18 protein-coding genes are annotated in these 20,230 nt (G+C 57.4%); 11 read left to right on the top strand and 7 right to left on the bottom strand.

The window, feature by feature from the left end; all coding sequences use genetic code 11:
- Positions 1–14 precede the first annotated feature (14 nt).
- On the bottom strand, positions 15–716 hold the full coding sequence (locus Pan97_RS04800) for a hypothetical protein (RefSeq protein ID WP_144970998.1): 702 nt from the start codon (positions 714–716) through the stop codon (positions 15–17).
- 82 nt (positions 717–798) lie between these two features.
- Positions 799–1,731, bottom strand: coding sequence for a hypothetical protein (locus Pan97_RS04795; RefSeq protein ID WP_144970997.1), 933 nt, complete (start codon positions 1,729–1,731; stop codon positions 799–801).
- A 273-nt stretch (positions 1,732–2,004) separates the two neighbouring features.
- On the opposite strand from Pan97_RS04795, the gene Pan97_RS04790 reads away from it, so the two are divergent.
- Positions 2,005–2,646: a hypothetical protein gene (locus Pan97_RS04790; protein WP_144970996.1), complete on the top strand. Its 642-nt coding sequence runs from the start codon at positions 2,005–2,007 to the stop codon at positions 2,644–2,646.
- Between the two features lie 442 nt (positions 2,647–3,088).
- Positions 3,089–3,469 carry a hypothetical protein gene (locus tag Pan97_RS04785; protein WP_144970995.1) on the top strand — a complete coding sequence of 127 codons (381 nt, stop codon included), beginning with the start codon at positions 3,089–3,091 and terminating at the stop codon, positions 3,467–3,469.
- A gap of 61 nt (positions 3,470–3,530) precedes the next feature.
- Here Pan97_RS04785 and Pan97_RS04780 read toward each other — a convergent pair whose 3' ends face one another.
- Genes Pan97_RS04780 through Pan97_RS04765 form a run of 4 tightly spaced genes read right to left on the bottom strand, consistent with a single transcriptional unit; the run spans position 3,531 to position 8,617 of the window.
- The gene (locus tag Pan97_RS04780; RefSeq protein ID WP_165698613.1) at positions 3,531–4,424 is read right to left on the bottom strand and encodes an extracellular catalytic domain type 1 short-chain-length polyhydroxyalkanoate depolymerase; all 894 of its coding nucleotides are present in this window, start codon (positions 4,422–4,424) and stop codon (positions 3,531–3,533) included.
- Between the two features lie 19 nt (positions 4,425–4,443).
- Positions 4,444–5,421 carry a CNNM domain-containing protein gene (locus Pan97_RS04775; protein WP_144970993.1) on the bottom strand — a complete coding sequence of 326 codons (978 nt, stop codon included), beginning with the start codon at positions 5,419–5,421 and terminating at the stop codon, positions 4,444–4,446.
- A gap of 4 nt (positions 5,422–5,425) precedes the next feature.
- Positions 5,426–6,682 carry a CNNM domain-containing protein gene (locus Pan97_RS04770; protein WP_144970992.1) on the bottom strand — a complete coding sequence of 419 codons (1,257 nt, stop codon included), beginning with the start codon at positions 6,680–6,682 and terminating at the stop codon, positions 5,426–5,428.
- A gap of 60 nt (positions 6,683–6,742) precedes the next feature.
- The gene (locus tag Pan97_RS04765) at positions 6,743–8,617 is read right to left on the bottom strand and encodes an ABC transporter permease subunit (RefSeq protein WP_144970991.1); all 1,875 of its coding nucleotides are present in this window, start codon (positions 8,615–8,617) and stop codon (positions 6,743–6,745) included.
- A gap of 266 nt (positions 8,618–8,883) precedes the next feature.
- On the opposite strand from Pan97_RS04765, the gene Pan97_RS04760 reads away from it, so the two are divergent.
- The 8 genes from Pan97_RS04760 (at position 8,884) to Pan97_RS04725 (ending at position 18,803) form a co-directional block, all read left to right on the top strand.
- Positions 8,884–9,417, top strand: a complete 534-nt coding sequence (locus Pan97_RS04760) for an RNA polymerase sigma factor (RefSeq protein WP_165698612.1) — start codon at positions 8,884–8,886, stop codon at positions 9,415–9,417.
- Between the two features lie 20 nt (positions 9,418–9,437).
- Entirely contained in the window at positions 9,438–10,022 is a 585-nt protein-coding gene (locus Pan97_RS04755) for a hypothetical protein (protein WP_144970989.1), read from the top strand.
- 42 nt (positions 10,023–10,064) lie between these two features.
- The gene (locus Pan97_RS04750) at positions 10,065–10,709 is read left to right on the top strand and encodes a hypothetical protein (RefSeq protein WP_144970988.1); all 645 of its coding nucleotides are present in this window, start codon (positions 10,065–10,067) and stop codon (positions 10,707–10,709) included.
- A gap of 90 nt (positions 10,710–10,799) precedes the next feature.
- Positions 10,800–13,553: a DUF1549 and DUF1553 domain-containing protein gene (locus tag Pan97_RS04745; protein ID WP_144970987.1), complete on the top strand. Its 2,754-nt coding sequence runs from the start codon at positions 10,800–10,802 to the stop codon at positions 13,551–13,553.
- 164 nt (positions 13,554–13,717) lie between these two features.
- Entirely contained in the window at positions 13,718–15,019 is a 1,302-nt protein-coding gene (locus Pan97_RS04740) for a DUF1501 domain-containing protein (protein WP_144970986.1), read from the top strand.
- Between the two features lie 71 nt (positions 15,020–15,090).
- Positions 15,091–15,585, top strand: coding sequence for a hypothetical protein (locus Pan97_RS04735; protein WP_144970985.1), 495 nt, complete (start codon positions 15,091–15,093; stop codon positions 15,583–15,585).
- Positions 15,586–15,826: 241 nt separating this feature from the next.
- Entirely contained in the window at positions 15,827–17,389 is a 1,563-nt protein-coding gene (locus Pan97_RS04730) for a YcjF family protein (protein WP_165698611.1), read from the top strand.
- Positions 17,373–18,803, top strand: a complete 1,431-nt coding sequence (locus tag Pan97_RS04725; RefSeq protein ID WP_144970983.1) for a YcjF family protein — start codon at positions 17,373–17,375, stop codon at positions 18,801–18,803. The genes Pan97_RS04730 and Pan97_RS04725 overlap by 17 nt, the downstream gene beginning before the upstream one ends.
- Positions 18,804–18,807: 4 nt before the next feature.
- Here Pan97_RS04725 and Pan97_RS04720 read toward each other — a convergent pair whose 3' ends face one another.
- Positions 18,808–19,308 (bottom strand): DUF1801 domain-containing protein, encoded by a 501-nt coding sequence (locus tag Pan97_RS04720; RefSeq protein ID WP_196782285.1) that lies wholly within the window; start codon positions 19,306–19,308, stop codon positions 18,808–18,810.
- Positions 19,309–19,393: 85 nt separating this feature from the next.
- Between Pan97_RS04720 and deoC the strand changes: the two genes are divergently transcribed.
- Positions 19,394–20,161: a deoxyribose-phosphate aldolase gene (gene deoC, locus Pan97_RS04715; protein ID WP_144970982.1), complete on the top strand. Its 768-nt coding sequence runs from the start codon at positions 19,394–19,396 to the stop codon at positions 20,159–20,161.
- Positions 20,162–20,230: the final 69 nt, after the last annotated feature.

Here is a 20,230-nt window from a genome sequence, read left to right as displayed (position 1 = left end):
TCCGCCGCTTAGACTCACTTCACCCGCAGTCGCTTCAGTTGGATCGCATTGAACATCGAGAGCGAGCTGCCATCCCGTTTACTGGTAATCACCACCGGCGAATCGGGCTTCACCTCGATGGTGTACTTCACGTACTGATTGCCTGCCTCGTAATCTCGGCTGCGATAGCGATGCGATCCATCATTCAGCGTTTTCTGGCCGGTATAGGTTATCCCGCCAGATTCGATTTCAATCATCGCGTTCTGATCCGGAGCGTCCCCGTGGGCGAAGACGTAAGCTTCGTAGATCCCTTCCGGCAGATACGTCAGCGTGACCGACAAATCGACGCAGCGGCAGTTGTGGTAAAGATAGGCGTGGTAGACGTCAAACGAGCCTGGGATGCCCCATTCGCCATCGTTTTCGGAAAGCTGTAGCACCACATCCGTCGGCGTACCGCTGGCCATCGGAAGTCCTGACTTCGTGGTTTCCCTGACGTCGATCAAGGTCCACACGTCGCCGGGTCCACCGATCACGCCGCGTGGCTGGGAGTCGACCGGAGCCATTGCGAAGTTGATGTTCAGGATGCGATCGGCATGTTTCGACGGCTTCGCTTTGGGCTTCTTCGAAACCTCGACGGCTGAGGTTTCTACTTGAGGTGCAACGCCGGCTGCCTGCTGGGAGATTGTCTCGGGAGCCAGGAGGGGCAGCAAGCAGAATGCAATCGTTAGGCTGTTCATGGATCTTTCTCCGGGTCGACGATAAATAAGAGAACTTTCCAGAGAGACGAATCACGCCCCGGATTGGTTTTGGGGAGAGGACTCAGGCTTCCATATCCTCGAGCCCTTTCTTCTGGTTGTTTGCTCGAGGAAGTCTTGCGTCGAGCCACGCCTCGTCGACGAAATCACCTAGCAGCTTTCTTAGGCACGTAATTAGCGCCTCGCGGACGCCATCGCGGAAGTCGGCATGCGAGCCGACGATTTCGACCTGGTGAAAACCATTCCAGCTCAGCCACAAACCCCATTCGTACCGCGCGGCCGAGTCGTTCACGCGCAGCATGACCCGGGCAGCCCAGAACGCGCCGAAGCTGTCGCGAAAGTCGATCCATGCGCGGTCCTCGGCGCGTAGGTTTTCAGGGCAACCTAAACCACCTTGGATCGCCGATCCAATCCCGATTAGCCCCAGGGCCATCGCCAACAGCGATCCCGTTACGGTGACTTCCGAGGTGGTCATGGGGAGGTAGGTGTAGGTCATGTTGAACTGCGCGATCGCGAGACACAGGGCCGTGGGACTGAATCGCGTCGGAAAGTTGTTTAAGAATCCAGCGAGAACGAGCGCCGCGAGAAACGTTCCCCAGATCCAACCTGGGGCGACATGCCCAATGCTGTTGAACGCCCATACCTGAATGACGGGGGCCCATAACACCAGCAGCAAGATCGCCACGACCCCTTGCCAGGCGATCCACTGCGGACGCTTTGCACCTACCTGCGAAAGCTGCGGACAAAAGAGGGTCATCGCGGCCAGGTAGCGAATTTGGTCGTCGGCGACGGACGCTTGCCACCAATGCATCAACCCGATCGCGATCTCGCTGCCGCACAGCGCGGACCAAGCGAAAAGCGACCACGCCCACGGCAACACGAGTGTCGTCCCTTGAAGTGCCGTACGCCCCCGCCACAGCAGCACTACCCCTGCGAGTCCCATCAAGAGGGACGCCAGGGCCGAGAGCCAGCCAGGATCCAGTTTTAGCTGTGCCAAGAGAAACAAAGCGTGCAATCCAAAGGTGTGGTCCAACGGAAGCTTGAACGTCGTTTCATTCTAACGGATCGATCGCGAAGTTTGACCTTCGTCGGGAAAGAGTTCCGCCTGTGACGGTTATTCCCGCTACGTCCGGTAATTGGGCCAGGCAGACCCAAACAGTGAGGCAAAATTTTTCGATGTTGCGTTTGCACAACGTGAAATGCGTGGCATGTTTCGGCAGTGCAACAATTACTCCCTCACTAAACTTCCCAAACCGTAAGGAACCAAGAAATGATCCGTATTGCTACCCTTTCGTGCTTTGTCGTTCTTTCGGCAGCTCAAGTCGCCTCGGCAGGCCTCTGGGATGCCATGACGGTCAGCTACCCGACCACTCACGCCCATGCGAGCAGCGAATACGTAGCTGCTTGTGGTGCTGCCGGCTGCAACAGCTGTGGCCATGGCGGTTACGTTTGCCACCACCCTTCGATGGGCTGCTGTGCCGACCTGTGGGCCGGTTACTGTGCCGATCGTTGCGGACATGGTTGCCGCACGAAGCTGCACAGCCGCTACCACTGGTTCGCCAAGCCATCGTGCGGTTGCGAAGTGGAAACGACGATGCCTTGCTGCGGCGACTACCCGATGTGCGGCTGCAACCACGGCATGCCGGTCAAAGGGTGCGGAAGTGCCTGCACCAGCTGCCTGGGAATGCACGTGCGTGGCTTCTGGAATAAGTGCCGTAGCTACGGCCAATGCGGCTGTGGGTCGCCTGGCTGCGAATCGTGCGGCGGTGCCACCGAGATCATCAACCTCGAACAAGAGATGCAGCACAGCGTGCCGGAAGTGGCTCCTGCCATCGAACCAACCCCGGCCCAACCCGAAGCAAAAGAAGCACGGCTGATGCCTTCGCTGCAGGCCCTGCTGCCGCTGAACTAAGCGACACGAACCAACGCGACCGGCTCGACCAAGCTACCTGGGGAGTGTGGTTTGCAGCTGAGCCAAAGCGTCTTGCGGGCAGATCCTGGATGGGATTCTGCCCGCATTTTTTTGCTAGCCGACATAAGCCGACGAAAAAGGAGTGACTGCTAGCACGAAAATACCAGATTTTCCATCCAGAATTCTGTAGTACCAGGACGATAACTAATACTGATCGAACACCGGGAGGACGGGACGCAGGACGCGGCCCCGTGAGATCAAAAGGCCAAAGTAGACGACGGAACGACTACTTTTGGCCTTTTTTATGCGCTCGCCTGAGACCGCGAAGAAAAAAACTTGATACCCCTCTGATGGCATATTAGAATCAGCTCTCCTTGGTGATGGAGCACCCCCACATTTGCCAGGAAGGCTTTCTATAGCAATTCCAACAGGGGGTTCCTCAGTGAATCTAAAATCGACTCTGCTGACATCGTTTGGCCTGCTTGCTCTTCTGGTTGCCATCCCTACCATCTCCACGCTGTCCGCTCAGGAAGCGGAGCCGAAGCAAGAGGTACGTGGGCGACTACCAGCTCACTGGAACGACATTGTCACCGAAGACCAAAAGAAAGAAATCTACAAAATCCAACACGGTTACCAGGCTCAGATCAAGAAGTTGGAACTCGAGATCGCCAAGTTGGAAGCGGCCATGGAAGATGAAGTCAAAAGCGTGCTCACCGACGTTCAACTGACGCGTCTGAAAGAGCTCATCGAAGAAGAGGAACTACGCCGCAAAAAGAACGAAGCGGCCAAAGAGGCGGCAAAGAAGGCCTTGTCGGGAAGCTAACCGCGACACGCGTGAAACCCAAGAGATTCTTTCGCCACGGATGGCGAGGCTCCTTTGCGGTTCAATTGGGTAAGCGATGCCGCTGGAAGAATTCCCAGATCGCCTGATTCGCATCGAGATTGCGCGTCGTCGGCCCGAGCAATTCCAATCGGCTCTCCTTGCCCGGCCACGTATGACCTCCGCCGTGAACCTTAAGCAGAACCACCTCTGCCGAGTCACTCCCATCGGCGGCGTAGATGAAACGCTCGATCGAAGTTCCGTCATTCACTTCGACTGGAAGCGACTCAATGGAAGGCGTCGTTTGGGCACGGTTGGCGGCGATCCAGTTTTCCATGGCGTGGTCGACCGAGTGAAAGTGGAGTTTCGACTTGCTTCGCGACCCGACCCCACCTTCCCAGCGGACGAACTGGTCGTCGGTACCGTGGATATGCATCAGCGGGACCGGCCGGCTCGGGCTGCATGTGGGATTCCCCATCGTTCCACCGACCGGTGCGATGGCCGCAAACCGATCGGCCAGCTTGTCGCCCAGCAGGTAAGACATCATTCCGCCGTTGGACATTCCGGTGGAATAGATCCGTGTCGGATCGATTGCCATTCGCCGTGGCAGGTCAGCCAAGAGCAACTCGACGAAGTGAACGTCGTTGACGTCTTCGCGCTGGGCGTAGCCGCAGCACATGCCGGCGTTCCAGGTCTTCATCGTGGGCAGGCGGCCGGTTCCATTGGGAAAGACCGTCACGAACCCCGCTGCATCGGCATACTCGTTCATTTCGCAGAAACGAACCATCGTCGGGGCATTCGACAAACCACCATGAAAAACGAACACCAGGGGCCAGCCTGCTTCTGGCTGCTGGGCCTGGGTCGGAATGTACACCCAGAACTCCCGCTCGCGATCGTCCGAATCGATCGTCAGGCGGTGACGTCCAGGTGGAAGTTCCTTGATCGGTGTCGTCGTCATGGTCTCTTTCCAGGAAAAACTAGGCTGGCTGCTTCTTGGCATCCAGAATGGCTCGCTGCAGCTCTTGCATCGTCACGATGCCGATCGGCACGCCGCTGCGACTGACTACCTTGGCCATGAGTTCGCCAGTGCTATGCAATTGAGTGATGGCCGAGATGCAACTGTCGCTCGCTCTGACTTCGGGAAGGGGGTGGTAGTTTTCGATCTCTTCACCGTCACCCATATAAAGGTCGCAGATACGAACGTATCCAATCGGAACGGTACGCTTCCCCTGCGTTTCAACAATCGGAATCACTGAGATCTGCTTCCGCTTGGCAACGCGGATGAGGTTGTTCACTTTGGAGCCTATCTTTGCGGTCCAGACTCGGGAAAGGGGCGTGGAAATCGAGGTTACCCGGCGGTTGGCCACCCCGAACACCCCTTGGGCGACACGCCGCTGGGCTTTGTTCAAAATGCCGAACTCTCCCCCTTCTTCCAGGAAGTCTTCCAGCTCGGTCCGAGCCAACGCCAAGCGAACCGTTTCCGGCGATTCCCCCAGCAGCGTCTGCAGGGCTCGTCCCAACACCCACAAAAGTGCCGAGCAGGGGGCAAAGAGCACGGTGAACACGAAGAAAAGCCAGCCTGTTCGACGAAGCAAAAAGTTCGGTGCTCGATAGAAAAAGTACTTCGGCAACAGTTCGCCATAGACGAACAGAACCGGCGCCATTACCAGCGGCAGCGCCATTTCGGCAGTCGAGTTTCCGGGGAATGTTGCCTGCGTAAAGAGCACGATCGAGAGGGAAACCATGTAATTGGCGACGTTGTTGCCAATGAGCGTGGTCGCCACGAACAGTGCGGGGTGATTCGTCAGAAACAACAGGAACCGTGACAGCCAATCGCCCCCCAGCCCATCGAGGACGAGGCGCACTCGCGTCACGCGATAGAAACCCGTTTCCGAGCCACTAAAGAAGGCACTGAGAAACACACCGAGCACGAATAGAAATAGAACGATGCCCATGGCGTCACTCTTCCTCCTGACGCATGGTCAACCGAACGAGTATGTGCCCCTCGGAGTGCTGTTCGACCACTTCGAAATGAAAAGGCCCCCACTCCACTACATCTTCGACTTCCGGGATGTGTTCCAGTTCTTCCTGCAAAATACCGTTGATCGTCGCGTGCCGCGTATCGGGTAACTCCAGATCAAAATGCTTGGCGAGACGACGCACGCTGGTCATGCCGGAGACCAGGTAAGCACCATCTTCCTGCTCTTCGAACGTCTTTCGCTGCAGGATTCGTTCACTGCGTCCGTGGGCGTACGAGAAGATCGTTTCCATCATGTCCCGCAGCGTGATCACGCCGATGGTCTCGCCCAGTTCATTGACCACCGCGGCGACTTCGTTCTCGGTGGACAGCATTTGCTGGAACACTTCCGAAGCCTTGGCACACCAGGGGAAGACCAACACTTCCTGGGCAAACTCTTCCAGCTTGTCGGCCGGCAGTTCGGTGGCATCCACCAGGTTGATCGCGCTGACGACGTCGTCTCCCTGTTCGTCGGAAATCAGCAGATAACCGCTGGGAGTCATCTCGGCATCGAGATCTTTCAGCGAGACCGGCGGATGAAACATCTTATAGCGCATCCGTGGCCGCATCATTTCCTGGGCCTGCGAATCGGACAGGCTCACGATTCCCCGCAGGGCCATCTCTTCCTGCTTGAGCACCGTGCTGCTTTGCATCGACATCTGGATGGCTCGTTCCAGGTCGGAAACCTGCATGTAGGGTTCGGCCTCGAAACGTGGCCAGATCAACCGCTGAGAGAGGGTGCTCACGCCGCGCATCACGGGTCGAATCGGATCGATGACGCGAACCGCAAAGGCGATCGGCACCGCCAGCAGCGCGGCCAAGGCCGGAGCACGCAGCACGGCCAGGCTTTTGGGAAGCATCTCACTGAAGAAGATGATCACCAACAGGGAAAGGGTCGAAAAGAGGGTCGCGTAGGTCGACCCAACGCTATTCTGCAGACGCAGCCCGACGATCGACGCAACCGCGAAGTAGGCGACGTTGACCATCAGGTTCCAAAAGAGGATGGCCGAGAGGAGCCGGTCTGGGTCGCCTAGCAGACTGGCCGCGGCACGCTGAGACGTCGTTCCCTTACGAAAGCGTTTGCGATCTTCCAGCTTCAAATAGAAGAAGGCTGCTTCCGATGCGGAGAAGACTCCTGAGCAGGCGACCAACAGCAGCATTGCTACCAACCAGGGTGCAATGGCCACAATGACGTCCAACCCGCCGCTCCTTTCCGATGTATCGTTGTTGCGAATCTACGCTTACATGACCAGTCGAGACTAGTCCTCGTCGTTCCCTGAACGACGACCAACCTCGATGTCGAACTGGCTGATGGCCGGAATCAGCATCGCGATGGTCGTAAAACCATAGGCCAGTGCCGTCGCCAAAGCCACCTCAAATCCTTTCCCCAACAGAAAGCTGACAATCGCAAAAAACGAGATACCAGGCAGCAGGAGCGTCGCCGTAAGGATCGCAGGGGAAGGATTTCGATGACCGATGGCCACGTACAAGCCCAAGCCACCTCCAGCAACAAAGCCCAGGAAGGGGAACAGTTGAAAGTGGAACGACTCGGTGAAACTAATCATCAGCAGGATACACGTTATCACGCCGAGAAACAAAAAGAAGACCGTTCCCAGGCTCACGCCGATCGCCGTGCGGCTGTTGGCGTAGGTCATCCCGCAGTGTAGCCCCAGCATCGTGACGAAGAAATACATCACCACTAGGCCGGCGGTGACGAAGATGAAGCTATCCAACTGCATCGCTCCGGCAATCCAGAGATACGCCGTAACGGCCATTGGCGCCAGGATCATCTCGCGCGTGACCCACATCACCCCCCACAGCTTCCCGAAGGTGAACTCTTTGGGGGTCAGGTCGGTGACCAGCAGCAGATCGAGGGCCTGACCGTCCCGTTCGTTGGTTACGGAAGTCACCGCCAATGCGTTCACGATCACCAGGCTGATCAGGTAAAGCGGGACGATCCCCCAGGCAATCGGCGGAATGGTCGTGCCCAGCTGGTCACCTCGGTAAACGGCCGTGCCGGCGGCAACCATGCTGTACAGCATATAGGTCGCGGCAACCGCCAAGGCCAGGTAGACGAACTTGATGATCAACACCTTGCGGCCATAGGCCCAGGTCTGCGTTTCCCGCCAGAGGATTGGGTTTTCCCAAACCTGGCGATGATCGATTTTGACCTCGGTGGTGCGGGCATCGACATGGCCGGAACGGCGTTGTTCGTTGGCGGCATGCTGGTCGGCAGCCTCGTCCATCTTGGCCATGTCGTGCTCAGCACCCCAGATACTCTCTTCCAGCTGCTTCGCTTCCATCTCCTTCCCACGCCGGGCTTCCCGCGAAGGATTCCAGACGCGGACCAAAGCGATCGCGATGCCGTTCATGATCACAATGCCCAGCGACATGATCAGCACATGCAGGCCAATCACGCCGCCGATCGATGCCAGATTCCCTTCCGCGGTTGGAAAGGGGTTGGCGGCTTCCATCACGGCCCAGATAGGATTGATGGCGGTTGCCCAATCGGCCGCCGAAATCCCCAGCAAGCGATCAAACAGGACCCGCTGCGAAACGACGACGCTAAAACCGAGAAGCACCGTCACCAACATCGCGGTCAGTGCGAGCGTCTGGAATGTTTTTTCTCGCCACAGGGCAATCGTGCTGCCGATACTGCCGGCGGCCAGCGCCGTGATGAAGGTCACCAGCAGGACACGAAGAACCTGGTCAGCCGAAACCCCGCCAAAGAGAAAGAGAGCACAGAACACAGGAGCCGCGGCCATGATCAGCGCGAAGACATTGATCAGGCTCGCCAGCATTTTTCCTAGCACCAACTCCGAATTATTGAGTCGGGTCATCAGCAGCAGAATGAGCGTCTTGCGGTCCTTCTCTTGGGCCACTGCCCCGGCCGCGCTAAACGCCGCGAAGAAAATCACCAGGCAAAGCTGAATCGGGGCCAGGATATGAAAGATGCTCGCCCCGAAGCGTGCCATATCTCCAACGCTGGCAATCACTTGCGTTCCCGCGAGCACCAACCACGCCGTGCACATCAATAGGAACAAAGCGGCCACATAGACCGAACGGTAGACGTAAAACTTACTGCGACGCGGAGTTACGGCTGCCTCACGCGTAAAAACCGGACCGATAAACAAGTCCAGACTCCCAAACAGGTTACGTGATATCGGGGAAACGAATCATTATAACACGGGCAGGTAAAACGAAACCCTTCGCTTGATCCGCTGGTTCAATTTAAGCGAATCTTCGTAATTTGGGCGAATCGGAATGGTAAAGCCTCTGGGAAAGGTCCCACCCGCGAAGAGGAATATTTTTCCGCAATTGAAACAATAATCCTCCCCCCTTATCCCTCTTACTTTTTAGATGCCACCTGGCGACCGTGGCATGATTGGACATCAAGGCGTTGACTTCACCTGCACCCGACCGGCTCAGCGAAGCCGAGATAGCCGATTTGCATGCACTCCATGCGGAAGAGCTGCGCAGGTTTCTGTGGGGTGTGGTAGGGGAAGCGAGCCTGGTTCAAGACATCGTTCAGATTACCTTTCGTAAGCTGGTCGAAGTCGGTCACGAAACCCAAGTCGAGAGTCGCAAGGCTTGGCTGTTTCAGGTCGCTTACCGCGAAGCCCTCGCCCAACGCCGGCGAAGTGCAACGCAGAAGAGGGTGCTGGAAAACCTCCAACAGGATCCTCGCCGAAACGAAGATGGCTCACCAGCCGATCCCCTGGTCGCCCAGGAAACGGCAGAGTCGGTTCGCCAGGCCATTAACGAGCTTTCGTCAGAACTCCAGCAGGTCCTGCGAATGCGGATTTACGAAGACAAGACATTCGCCCAAATTGCTCAGCAGCTCGACATTCCGTTGGGCACGGCACTCGGCCGAATGCGAAACGCGATGAACAAGCTGCGCGGCAAGTTAGCTTGGATCGAGCGTGAACCATAACCTCAACTCACTTAGTGAACATGATTCGTAACGACGAACATCCCCAGCAGCCCGCCGATGACGACCGCTTCCTGGAAGCGACGCGGTATCTCCTGGACGAGATGACCAGCGAAGAGGTCGAGCAGTTTGAAGCCGATCTGGCCACCGACCAATCGCTCCGCGAGCGGCTGGCGGAGGCCGTTCTGCTCGTGCAAGCAAGTTACCAGGCGTATGTGCCTCATACCGTTTCCAAGGAGCCCGTCGAGGTAGCCTCACCAATCGATGCGGCTCCTGGAAGCGGGCTACGGCTGCGTATTCTGCTTTCCTTGGCTGCTGGCCTGCTGCTGTTCCTGGCGAGTGGCTTTGCGATGGTTGCCTGGTCAGGCGGGGGTTCGCATATGGCCGAACGTACCGTGGACAAAGAAGACATGCAACTCGCCGCCGTCTGGGTAGAACGCATTGAAGACAACACGGACGCCTTGACCGAGCAGTGGGCAGAACTGCCGGATGACGAAGACGAATTCATCGATCAACTGCTGGTCAGCACGCCTGAGAATCCTCCGAGTTGGATGCTCAAGGCTTTGGCTGCCCAGCAGGAAACCGATTCCGAGGCACCCGCTCTTTAATGGCCTTTTACGGCTAAAACCTCGATCCCCTGTCGATACGTTATGAATATTTCCTCGCGAACTCACGGCCTTCTCATCACCGCTTGCCTGGCAGCTTATTGCTCGCTGGCCTGGGTCGGGAACGCCGTAGGGCAAGAGCGGACGACGCCTGTTTCCGCCGTCAAGCCGGACGCTGGTCGTCGGCAAATCGCCCAAGCCCCCATGAGTGATCTGCGTCTCTCAGCCGAGGAACGTAAACGCCGCGAAGAAACCGCACTCGCGTTCGCCAAGAAACATCATCCGGAACTCGAGAAACTTCTGCGGCAGCTGCGGGGTATGGATCAGAAAGAGTACGCCAAGGCCATTCGCGAACTTTACCGTGTGAGCGAACGCCTGAGCCTGCTCGAATCGCGCGCTCCACATTTCTACCAGGTGCAGTTGGATTTGTGGAAAGCAAACAGCAGCGCCACCTTGCTCGCGGCAAGATTACAACTGAATCCCGGTAACGAAGACCTCCGCCAGGAATTCCGAGCCGCGCTCCAACGGAAATTTCAAACGCAGATTCGCGTCAATGAAGAAGAACTCGCCCGGGCTCGAGAACGCGTCCAACGTTTGGAACAAAACCTCGAACGTCTGGAACGAGACGGCCCTGAAATGATCGAGCGGCAGCTACGACAGCTGACGCCGAAGAAGAACCCCAATCCCTAGTCGAAACACCTGGTGCCCATGGCACCTCATTGCCAATCAATCTGACAACCGCTCATGACACCCCATCACCACGCGAAGGATAGCAATTTCATGAACGCCACTTTCGCTCGTTTTTGTTTCTCGTTGTTCGCCCCTGCCATTGCCTTGGCGACCGTGGCTCCGCTTTCCGCGGAATCCCTGGAAGGGAGCCGTCCGTCCGGCAAGGTCATGCCGACGCTCATCGAGCGTTTTACGCCTGAGGACGTCCAGGAAACGCCAGACTTCCAGAAACACGTCTCGCCCCTGATGGGCCGCCTGGGCTGCAATGGCCGCAGCTGCCACGGTTCGTTCCAGGGACGCGGCGGTTTCATCCTCTCGCTGTTCGGCTACGACTTCAAAGCGGACCATGCCGCCATCACCGAAGGGGACGATCCTCGCGTCGATACCGATTCGCCCAACGAAAGCATGCTCATCTACAAACCCACCGATGAAGACATGCACGAAGGGGGCAAACGTTACGAACTGAACAGCTGGGAACATCGCGTCCTACACAACTGGATCAAAGGTGGAGCGAAATTCGACGCCGATAACGTGGCCATCCTCGATAAGCTGGAAGTCACGCCGGAAGAAATCGTCTTCAACCGTAAAGACCAAACCGAACCCCTGCGCGTCGTGGCTCACTGGGCCGACGGTACCAAGGAAGACGTCACCCCACTCTGCCGCTTTACGACCAACGACGATCAGGTCGCGGAGATCAACGGCGACGGCCTGGTCACCAGTGCTGAAGCTGGCGACACGCATGTGGTAGTGGCGTACGACAAAGCCGTCGTGGCCATCCCGGTCATACGTCCGGTCAGCAAGTTGATTGGCGACAACTACCCGGCCGTTCCCACGCCCACCAAGATCGACCAGTTGGTCGTTCAGAAACTGAAAAAGCTGGGCATCGTCCCATCTGATTTGTCATCCGACGAGCAGTTCCTCCGCCGCGTGAGCCTCGATATCGCCGGGACGCTTCCCTCCCCCAGTGAGATCCGCGAGTTCGTGGCCGACAAGGATCCGAACAAGCGCGAGAAGAAGATTGATCAGCTTCTCGACACGCCTGCCTACGTCGCCAAGATGACTACTTTGCTGTGCGACATCACCGGCAACAACGACCAGCAGTTGGTCAACGTATCGCCGATGCGAGTCGGTCCCGCCCAGGAATGGTACGACTGGATCTACGACCGCGTTGAGAAGAACGTCCCTTACGACGAAATCGCAGCCGGTATCGTTCTCGCCCGTAGCCGCCTGGAAGGAGAAAGCTACCGCGAGTATTGTGAAGAAATGAGCGACATGTACCGCGACGGAGGCACCTTCGCCGACCGCGATTCCATGACGCACTACTGGGCTCGCCGCGAATTCCGTCAGCCGGAGGAACGGGCCATCGCGTTTGCCTATGCGTTCATGGGCGTGCGGATTCAATGTGCCCAGTGTCACAAGCACCCGTTTGACGTCTGGTCGAAGAGTGACTTCGACGAGTTCAAGACTTTCTTCACCGGTGCTCGCTTTGCCACTCAGCCACCTCGTTATGACCAGGAAGGCTTTGCTCAGTACGAAGAAATCCTCGACAAACTCGATATCGACAAGAGCTTGAAGGGGAATCAGCAGCGCCGCGAGTTTGCCAAGGAACTGCAAAAAGGCAAGACGGTCCCCTTCCCGGAACTGGTCGTCATGCCGGTCAGCAACATCAGCCGCAATGCGAAAAACAACAAGAACCGCAAAGGCCTGCCATCCCGTTCACCGGAAGCCCGTGTTCTCGGCGAGGAAGCGATCGATCTTCGCGACTACGAAGACGTCCGTGAACCGGTCATGGAATGGCTGCGCGGGAAGGACAACCCCTACTTCGCTCGGGCCATCGTCAATCGAATCTGGGCGACCTATTTCAGCGTGGGCATCGTCCATCCGACCGACGATCTGAGCCTGGGCAATCCTCCGAGCAACGAGCCACTGTTGGATTACCTGGCCAAGGGCTTTGTCGAGCACAACTACGACCTGAAGTGGGTTCATCGCGAAATCGCCCTGAGCCGTACCTATCAGCTCTCGTGGGTTCCTAATGAAACCAATCGTCTCGACGTACGCAATTTCAGCCGATCGGTTCCGCGCCGTTTGCCTGCCGAAGTCGCTTACGACATCATCCAACAGGCAACTGCCGGAGACGATTCGATCGCGACTTACCTGACCGACATTGAAGATCGGGCCATCTCGATCCCTGGCACTCGGATTCAGGGGAACGCTCAGTATCCGCTGCAGATCTTCGGACGAAGCGAGCGAGCCAGCAACTGTGACTGCGATCGCAGCATGGAAGCTACGCTCCTACAGACCGTCTTCCTGCAAAACGACTTTAGCCTGCACGCTTCGATGGCCAACGGCAACAGCTGGATTGGTCAGGTTCAAAAGTCGATGAAACCGCAGATCGACAAAAAATCAACCGAAGCCAGCAAGATCCAGGCCCAGATCAAACGCTTGTACGAGCAAATGGGTAATGGTCGTGCTTACGCCGAACGCCTCGCCGCCAAAGGGGACCAGCAGCGTGCCAGAGAAATGCGTCAGAAATTGCTGGCCGGCAAGAAGCGTTTAGAGGTCTTACGTGCCCAATTGGAAAAGGTGCAAGCCAAAGAAGAGAAAGAAAAGACGGAAGTAATCGCTTTTGATTCACCAGCCGAAATGGTAACCGAGGCGTACCTCCGCACGCTCAGTCGCGAGCCGAGCGAAAAGGAAATGACGATTTCGCTGGCACATCTGAGAAGTGCCGACGAGCCCGTTGCCGGTCTACACGATCTGATGTGGGCCTTGCTGAACACCAAGGAGTTCATCGTCAATCACTAACGTCCTGTTCCCTCTCCCTTCCCAAGGGAGAGGGCTAGGGTGAGGGTTGGAAAGCGTGCGCCCGGCTTGCCCCCTCACCCTAACCCTCTCCCCCTTAGACGGTGGAGAGGGGACCCAAAAACTGAACACTACCCACTGCACACTCAAATACTAGGATCACCCGTATGCCCACGAATCAAACATGTGACGGAGTACGCCGCCGCGACTTTCTGAAAGTTGGCGTCATGGGCGGCATTGGCCTGAACTTGGCGACCTATCTTTCCATGGCTGAAGCTGGCGAAGTCTCCGGCGGCGGTCAGGCGAAGGCCGGGATCTTCGTGAACTTGAACGGGGGACCGACGCACATCGATACGTTCGATCCCAAGCCGGAAGCCCCCAGCGAATACCGTGGGGAATTCAAGCCCATCAAGACCAACGTGCCCGGCATCGAGCTGAGCGAGCACCTCCCCAAGCTCGCCCAACAGGCCGACAAGTACGTCGTCATGCGGGGTGTTTCGCACACGCTGGCTGCCCACCAATTGGGTACCGAATACGTCAACACCGGCACGCGTCCGATTGCTTCGCTACAGTATCCTGCCTACGGTTCGATCGTGAGCAAGGAGCTGGAAACGCCGGAAGATCTTCCTCCATTCGTCGCCATCCCACGTAGCGCCCAATCGGCTGGCTACCTAGGCGTTAAGTACGCTCCGTTGGCGACCAACAGCACGCCTCGCCCTGGTCAGGCTTATTCGGTGCGCGGGATAAGCCTGGCCGGCGGGCTGACGATCGACACCGTCGAGCGTCGCCACAAACTGCTGGCCCAGTTGGACCAAACCTTCGCTGGTTTCGAGTCGGACGATCAGCTGTTGGATGGTCTCGATCGTTTCAGCCACCAGGCGCATGCGATCATCACTTCCAAACGAGCACGCGATGCGTTTGACGTCTCGAAGGAAAGCCCCGCGTTTGCCAAGAACTTCGAGCAAGACGAGTTCAGCATGAGTTGCCTGCTGGCGATTCGCTTGATCGAAAGTGGCGTCCGTTTCGTTACCATCACCAATGGTGGATGGGACACGCATCAAGACAATTTCGCTCGTTTGAAAGATAGCCTGCTTCCCAAGCTGGACAACGGCCTGGCAGCGCTCTTCAATGGACTTCACTCCAAGGGCATGTTGGATTCGACGGGCGTGTTCGTGACCGGTGAATTCGGTCGTACGCCGAAGATCAACGGCCGCGGCGGTCGCGATCACTACCCGCGCTGCATGACCATGCTGATGGCTGGCGGCGGCGTCCGCGGCGGTCAGGTCGTCGGCGAAAGCGATGAGAAGGCCACCTTGCCGAAGGATGGTGTCGGGTTCAAGCCGGACGATGCGGCAGCCTCGTTCTTCTATAACCTCGGCATCGATCACACCAAGGAATACCACACGAATACCGGCCGACCGATCACCATCGTGCGTGACGGGCAGGTTATCCGCCAACTCTTCTCGTAAGAGAAGCCGAGGCATTTTCGCGTTTCACACTTCGTATCTTTTCCCCCTTCCCATTTCGGAGTCCCTGTAGTATGTCTCGTTGTCACACCCTGTTGATGTTCGCCTTGGTGGCCGTCCTGTCCGTTGGTACCGCCCTGGGCGCGGACGACGCCAAGCCGAAGAAAAAGGAAGCCAAGGCTCCGCAGCGCGGAATCTTCGCTCAAGTCATGAAGCTCGACCTGAGTGCCGAGCAAAAAGAAAAGGTCACCGCCATCCAGAAGGAATTCGGTCCGAAACTGGCCGAACTGACCAAGGCCGTCGGTCTGACCAAGGAAGATCGTGAAGCTCGCATGGCTGCCATGAAGGAAGCCAAAGAAAAAGGCCTCAAGGGCAAAGAGATGCAAGAGTACGTCAGTGCCAAGGCTCCTCTGACGGACGAACAAAAGGCAGCTCAGAAGGCAGTCGCCGAACTGAACGGCAAGATCCGTGAAAAGCTGGCTGGCGTTCTGACCGACGAACAAAAAGAGAAGCTCGGCCTCAATAAGAAGAAGCCAGGAGCGAATAAGAAGAAGAACAAGGCCGAATAGGCTTCCCGCCACAACAGGCTGACGGCGGCCAAGTGTCGTCGTCAGCTGGCACCTTCGCGAAGCGGACCGGACATGTTTCGGTCCGTTTTTTCGTTTCTTGAGCGTAAAATTCCCCTACAACCGGCATAATTGCCCCCAAACCGAGCTTGTCGGATGATCCCCCGGTTGGCGATGATTCTCTCTGCCGCGTAACCTAAACTATCCCATGAGTTTCTTTCGTCACTTATTAAGCCGAATCCCCATGCCCCAGCCGTGGAAAAACCAGGGTCTTGGCCTGATCGTGCTGCTAGTCCTACTGGGCCTGGCCATGATCTACGTCCCCGGCTGGATTGCCGGCATCATCCGCGAAGGAAACGATCTGGGCCCCGTCGGCAAATGGATTTACTTCTCCTTTGTCAGCGTCGGGGCAGCGCTGCTTTTGGGTCTTGCCGGATGGGGGCTCTGGACTTTGGTGATCGCCAAGATCCGCAAAGAGCGACGCCGCGAAATGCGGAACCGCAACCCAAACGAACTCACGCCGGACCAGCGTCGAGCCGAGCTGAAAGAGAACCTGGAAAGCATCTCCGAACTTCGCGACGAGATGACCGACGGCGACTTCCGCGATACGGTCGATCCGATGATCGATCGGATTGAAGAAAAGCTCGAAGGGGGCAACCTCGAAATCATCGCCTTCGGCACGATCAGCAGTGGAAAGTCCTCGCTACTCAATGCTTTGGCCGGGCGCGATGCGTTCAGCACCGATGTGGTCGGCGGAACGACCGTTCGCCGCAACAAAGTCGAGTGGCCCGGCAACAACAAGGTGCAACTGATCGATACGCCAGGGCTCGGCGAAGTCGATGGAAGCATTCACCAGGAAATTGCTACCCACTCGGCTCACGATGCCGACATCGTACTGTTGGTAGTCGACGGCCCTTTGCGTCATAGCGAGTTCCAACTGCTGGAACTGCTGGCCAAGATGGACAAACGGGTCATCATCTGCCTGAACAAGGAAGACTGGTTCACCGACGCAGACAAAGCCAAGCTCCTGCAGCAGATCACCCAACAAACCAAAGAAATCGTACAGGCCGAAGACATTCTCTCGGTTCGCAGCCGTTCCACCAAACGAAAACGTGTTCGCGTGCTGCCCGATGGCAATGAGATTGATGAAGAAGTGGACGTTCCGCTAAGCATCGAGCCACTCGCTCGGCGGATGATGCAAGTCATCAAGAAGGATGGGACTGACCTGCTGCTGGCCAATCTTCTGACGCAGTCTCGCGGACTGGTCGAGAAGGCCCGCAAGGAAGTCGAGGACTCCATCGATCGCCAGGCCAACCAACTGGTCAATCGATACATGTGGGCCTCAGGCGGAGCTGGCGCGTTCACCAACCCTTTGCCTGTGCCGATGGTCGAACTGGCAGCCGGCGTCGCGATTTCCACGAAGATGGTAATGGACCTAGCCAAGATTTATCGCCAGGAAGTCGACCTGGACATCGCGGTCAGCCTGCTCGGTCAGCTGAGCAAGCAATTCATTGGTTACCTCGGCGTGCAAATGGCTGCTCCCGTCGTGGCCATGGCGATCGGTTCGATGATCAAAACCATTCCCGGCATCGGAACCGTGTCCGGCATGCTGCTCAACGGCATCGTGATGGCGCTGGTCACCCGTTGGATTGGCAACATCTTCATGGTCTACTTCAAACACGGAATGCAAGAGCCTGAGGGCGGTCTGGCTGGGCTGGCCCGTCGCGAATGGGACAAGGTCACCGATTCCGCCTACCTGCGAAAACTGGTTCAGGAAGCCCGACAACGTTATGTCGACCGAAAGTAACGACAACCTAAGTCCCGATCGGCCTGCAACGACCGATGATGTCGTCGATTCTGGCGTCGCCACGGCCGCTCCTTCCCCCGAGGCGGTCTCGGCCGACGATCGTCGCTACATCGACGCGCTGCAGTCGGTGCGCCATACGCTCGACCGCTTCCGAGGATGCAGCGACCAGGAAAAGGAGTTATTGCGGCGAGATCTCGGTCAACTCCAGAACATGGAAACGAAGCTGACCAGTGGCCGCGTCGAGATCGTCGTCTTCGGCGAAATCAGCACGGGCAAGTCGGCTTTGATTAACGCGCTTGTCGGCAAGGCCGTCACCCAGGTCGATATCCAAGGGGGATGGACCAAAGAGGTTTGGCACGTTGCCTGGGAAGGGGCCGGGTACCGCATTCCCGGTCTCGCCGATAGCGAAGTCGTGCTTATCGATACGCCTGGCATTAACGAGGTAGGCGGCGCCGATCGTGGAGAAATGGCTCAGGACACCGCTCGCCAGGCCGACGTGATCTTGTTCGTGATCGACTCCGACATGAACGAGACCGAATACTCGGCACTGATGGCGCTGGCCAACGTCAACAAGCCCATCATTATCGTCCTCAACAAGATCGATCAATATTCGCCGCGCGAACGAGAACGACTGGAAGAGATTCTCAACGAGCGTCTCGCGGGCATCATTCCTCCCGAGAGCATCGTCGAGACGGCGGCTCAGCCGAAAGAAGTCGAGTACATCATTCAACAGGCCGACGGCACCGAACGCAGCGAATGGAAAACGCCTCCGCCGAAGGTCGAAGACCTGAAACTGCGTCTGCTGGAAGTCCTGGAAGAGGACGGGCTCGGTCTCTTGGCACTCAATGCGGCCATGTACGCGGCTGACAAGTCGGACCGAGTCGCCTCGCTGAAAGTGAAGATCCGCGAGCACCGCGCCAACCAAACCATCTGGAGCTTCGCCGTCGTGAAAGCGACCGCCGTGGCAGTGAACCCAGCTCCGGTTTTCGACGTGCTGGGTGGCAGCGCCGTCGATGTCGCCATGCTGCGGGCCTTGGCCCATATCTATGGCATCGAGATGACCTGGTCGAATATCGAAAAGCTGGCCAGCAGCATCCTTCAAGCAGCCGGCTGGACCATTACCGCCGAATTGGGTACCCACGCGCTGAGTTCCGTCGTGAAAACGCTCACCTTGGGCTGGGGCACGGTCCTGACGGCCGTCCCTCAAGGTGGTGCCGCCGGCTACGGATCGTACATCGTCGGCAAGGCGGCGAAGTACTACTTCGAGCACGGGGCCAGTTGGGGGGACGAAGGACCGAAGACCGTCGTCAAGCGGATCCTGGAAGAGACCGATAAGAAGTCGGTCGTGCAGGATTTGAAGGAAGAGATCCAGAAGAAACTGCACCTGAACCGACACTCGACCGGCGGGAATTAGTCCGCTACTTGGTGGAATGCTTCTGTTCGACCTCTTCAATCCCTCGTTCGATCATCTGCTGAAGCACATCCAGGTCGACGTCGGCCAGTCGCTTGATGTAAAGACATCCCTTGCCGGTCTTATGCTTTCCGAGCTTCGCCAGAAGCGGGGCCATCTGCTGGATGTCACATGTCAGATACAGACTTATCTGGTTCTTACGCGGCGCGAAGCCGACGATCATGATGTCTCCTTCGTGTCCTGACGCGTACTTGTAATGGTACGTGCCGAAGCCCACGATGCTGGGGCCCCACATCACGGCTCGTTCCCCCGTGGCGGCTCGCATCATCTTCGACAACTGCTTGCAGTCTTTTTTCTGTTGAGGGTCTTCCAACGCGTCGATGAACTTTGCCGCGCTGACCTGGGTCGGTTTCGTCTTGTTTTCCACCATCGCTACTTCGTGCCCTATCCAATACAACTTCAGATGAGATGCCTGCCCACTAAAGATACCATGGTCGAAATCCGACAAGCAAACCTTGTCAGGCAATCGGCGGACGGGCAAATGCATTACAATGCAGACGCTCGCGTAACCTCGATAAATCAAGGAAGGCCCCATGCAACCGACATACGAAGAACTGGCCAAGATGATCGACCATTCGCTGCTGCACCCGACCATGACGGACGAGCAGCTGGAAGCTGGCTGTCAGGCCGCGATCCAATACGGCGTCGCGTCGGTTTGCATCAAACCATACTACGTCCGTCGTGCGGCCCAGTTACTTCAGGGGAGCGATGTCCTGGTGGGAACGGTCATCGGTTTCCCCCATGGCAGTAACCTCACCGAAATCAAACGATACGAAACCCAACTGGCCTGTCAGGACGGCGCGGTTGAGGTGGATATGGTGATCAACGTCGGCAAGGCCATCAGCGGCGACTGGGAGTATGTGCAGCAAGACATCGAAGCGGTCTGCCGGGAAGCTCACGGGCATGGTGCGAAGGTCAAGGTAATCATCGAGAACGATTACCTGGCCAGCGGCGGGGGTGGCTTGAACGGGGATGCCCTCAAAGAGAAGCTTTGTCAGATCTGCGAAACGGCCGGAGCCGACTGGGTGAAGACCTCCACAGGCTTCGGTTTCGTCAAGCAACCCGATGGCGGCTACAACTACCAAGGTGCAACCGAGCACGATCTGAAACTGATGCGTCAGGCCGTTTCCGAAACCGTTCAAGTGAAAGCAGCCGGCGGTGTACGCGATCTGGAAGGACTCATCCGCGTGCGGGAGCTCGGCGCATCACGCTGCGGCGCCAGCGCCACAGCCCAGATCCTGGATACCTACGGAAAAGACGACGTCAGCGGCACTGGGACGCTGGGTGGCGGCGGCTACTAAAACTCGCCTGGATCGTGGGTAGATTGGTAGAATGAAGCAGACACCTTCGCTTCATTCTACCAACCTACC

Origin of the sequence: Bremerella volcania, assembly GCF_007748115.1 — a bacterium.
GTDB classification, from domain to species: domain Bacteria; phylum Planctomycetota; class Planctomycetia; order Pirellulales; family Pirellulaceae; genus Bremerella; species Bremerella volcania.
This window is presented reverse-complemented; position numbering and strand designations above follow the sequence as displayed.

What these genes read in the sequence shown, in the direction of transcription:
- Pan97_RS04800 (WP_144970998.1), bottom strand. Translation starts at nt 716, where the DNA reads ATGAACAGCCTAACGATTGCATTCTGCTTGCTGCCCCTCCTGGCTCCC.
- Pan97_RS04790 (WP_144970996.1), top strand. Translation starts at nt 2,005, where the DNA reads ATGATCCGTATTGCTACCCTTTCGTGCTTTGTCGTTCTTTCGGCAGCT.
- Pan97_RS04780 (WP_165698613.1), bottom strand. Translation starts at nt 4,424, where the DNA reads ATGACGACGACACCGATCAAGGAACTTCCACCTGGACGTCACCGCCTG.
- Pan97_RS04775 (WP_144970993.1), bottom strand. Translation starts at nt 5,421, where the DNA reads ATGGGCATCGTTCTATTTCTATTCGTGCTCGGTGTGTTTCTCAGTGCC.
- Pan97_RS04755 (WP_144970989.1), top strand. Translation starts at nt 9,438, where the DNA reads ATGATTCGTAACGACGAACATCCCCAGCAGCCCGCCGATGACGACCGC.
- Pan97_RS04750 (WP_144970988.1), top strand. Translation starts at nt 10,065, where the DNA reads ATGAATATTTCCTCGCGAACTCACGGCCTTCTCATCACCGCTTGCCTG.
- Pan97_RS04745 (WP_144970987.1), top strand. Translation starts at nt 10,800, where the DNA reads ATGAACGCCACTTTCGCTCGTTTTTGTTTCTCGTTGTTCGCCCCTGCC.
- Pan97_RS04740 (WP_144970986.1), top strand. Translation starts at nt 13,718, where the DNA reads ATGCCCACGAATCAAACATGTGACGGAGTACGCCGCCGCGACTTTCTG.
- Pan97_RS04735 (WP_144970985.1), top strand. Translation starts at nt 15,091, where the DNA reads ATGTCTCGTTGTCACACCCTGTTGATGTTCGCCTTGGTGGCCGTCCTG.
- Pan97_RS04730 (WP_165698611.1), top strand. Translation starts at nt 15,827, where the DNA reads ATGCCCCAGCCGTGGAAAAACCAGGGTCTTGGCCTGATCGTGCTGCTA.
- Pan97_RS04725 (WP_144970983.1), top strand. Translation starts at nt 17,373, where the DNA reads ATGTCGACCGAAAGTAACGACAACCTAAGTCCCGATCGGCCTGCAACG.
- deoC (WP_144970982.1), top strand. Translation starts at nt 19,394, where the DNA reads ATGCAACCGACATACGAAGAACTGGCCAAGATGATCGACCATTCGCTG.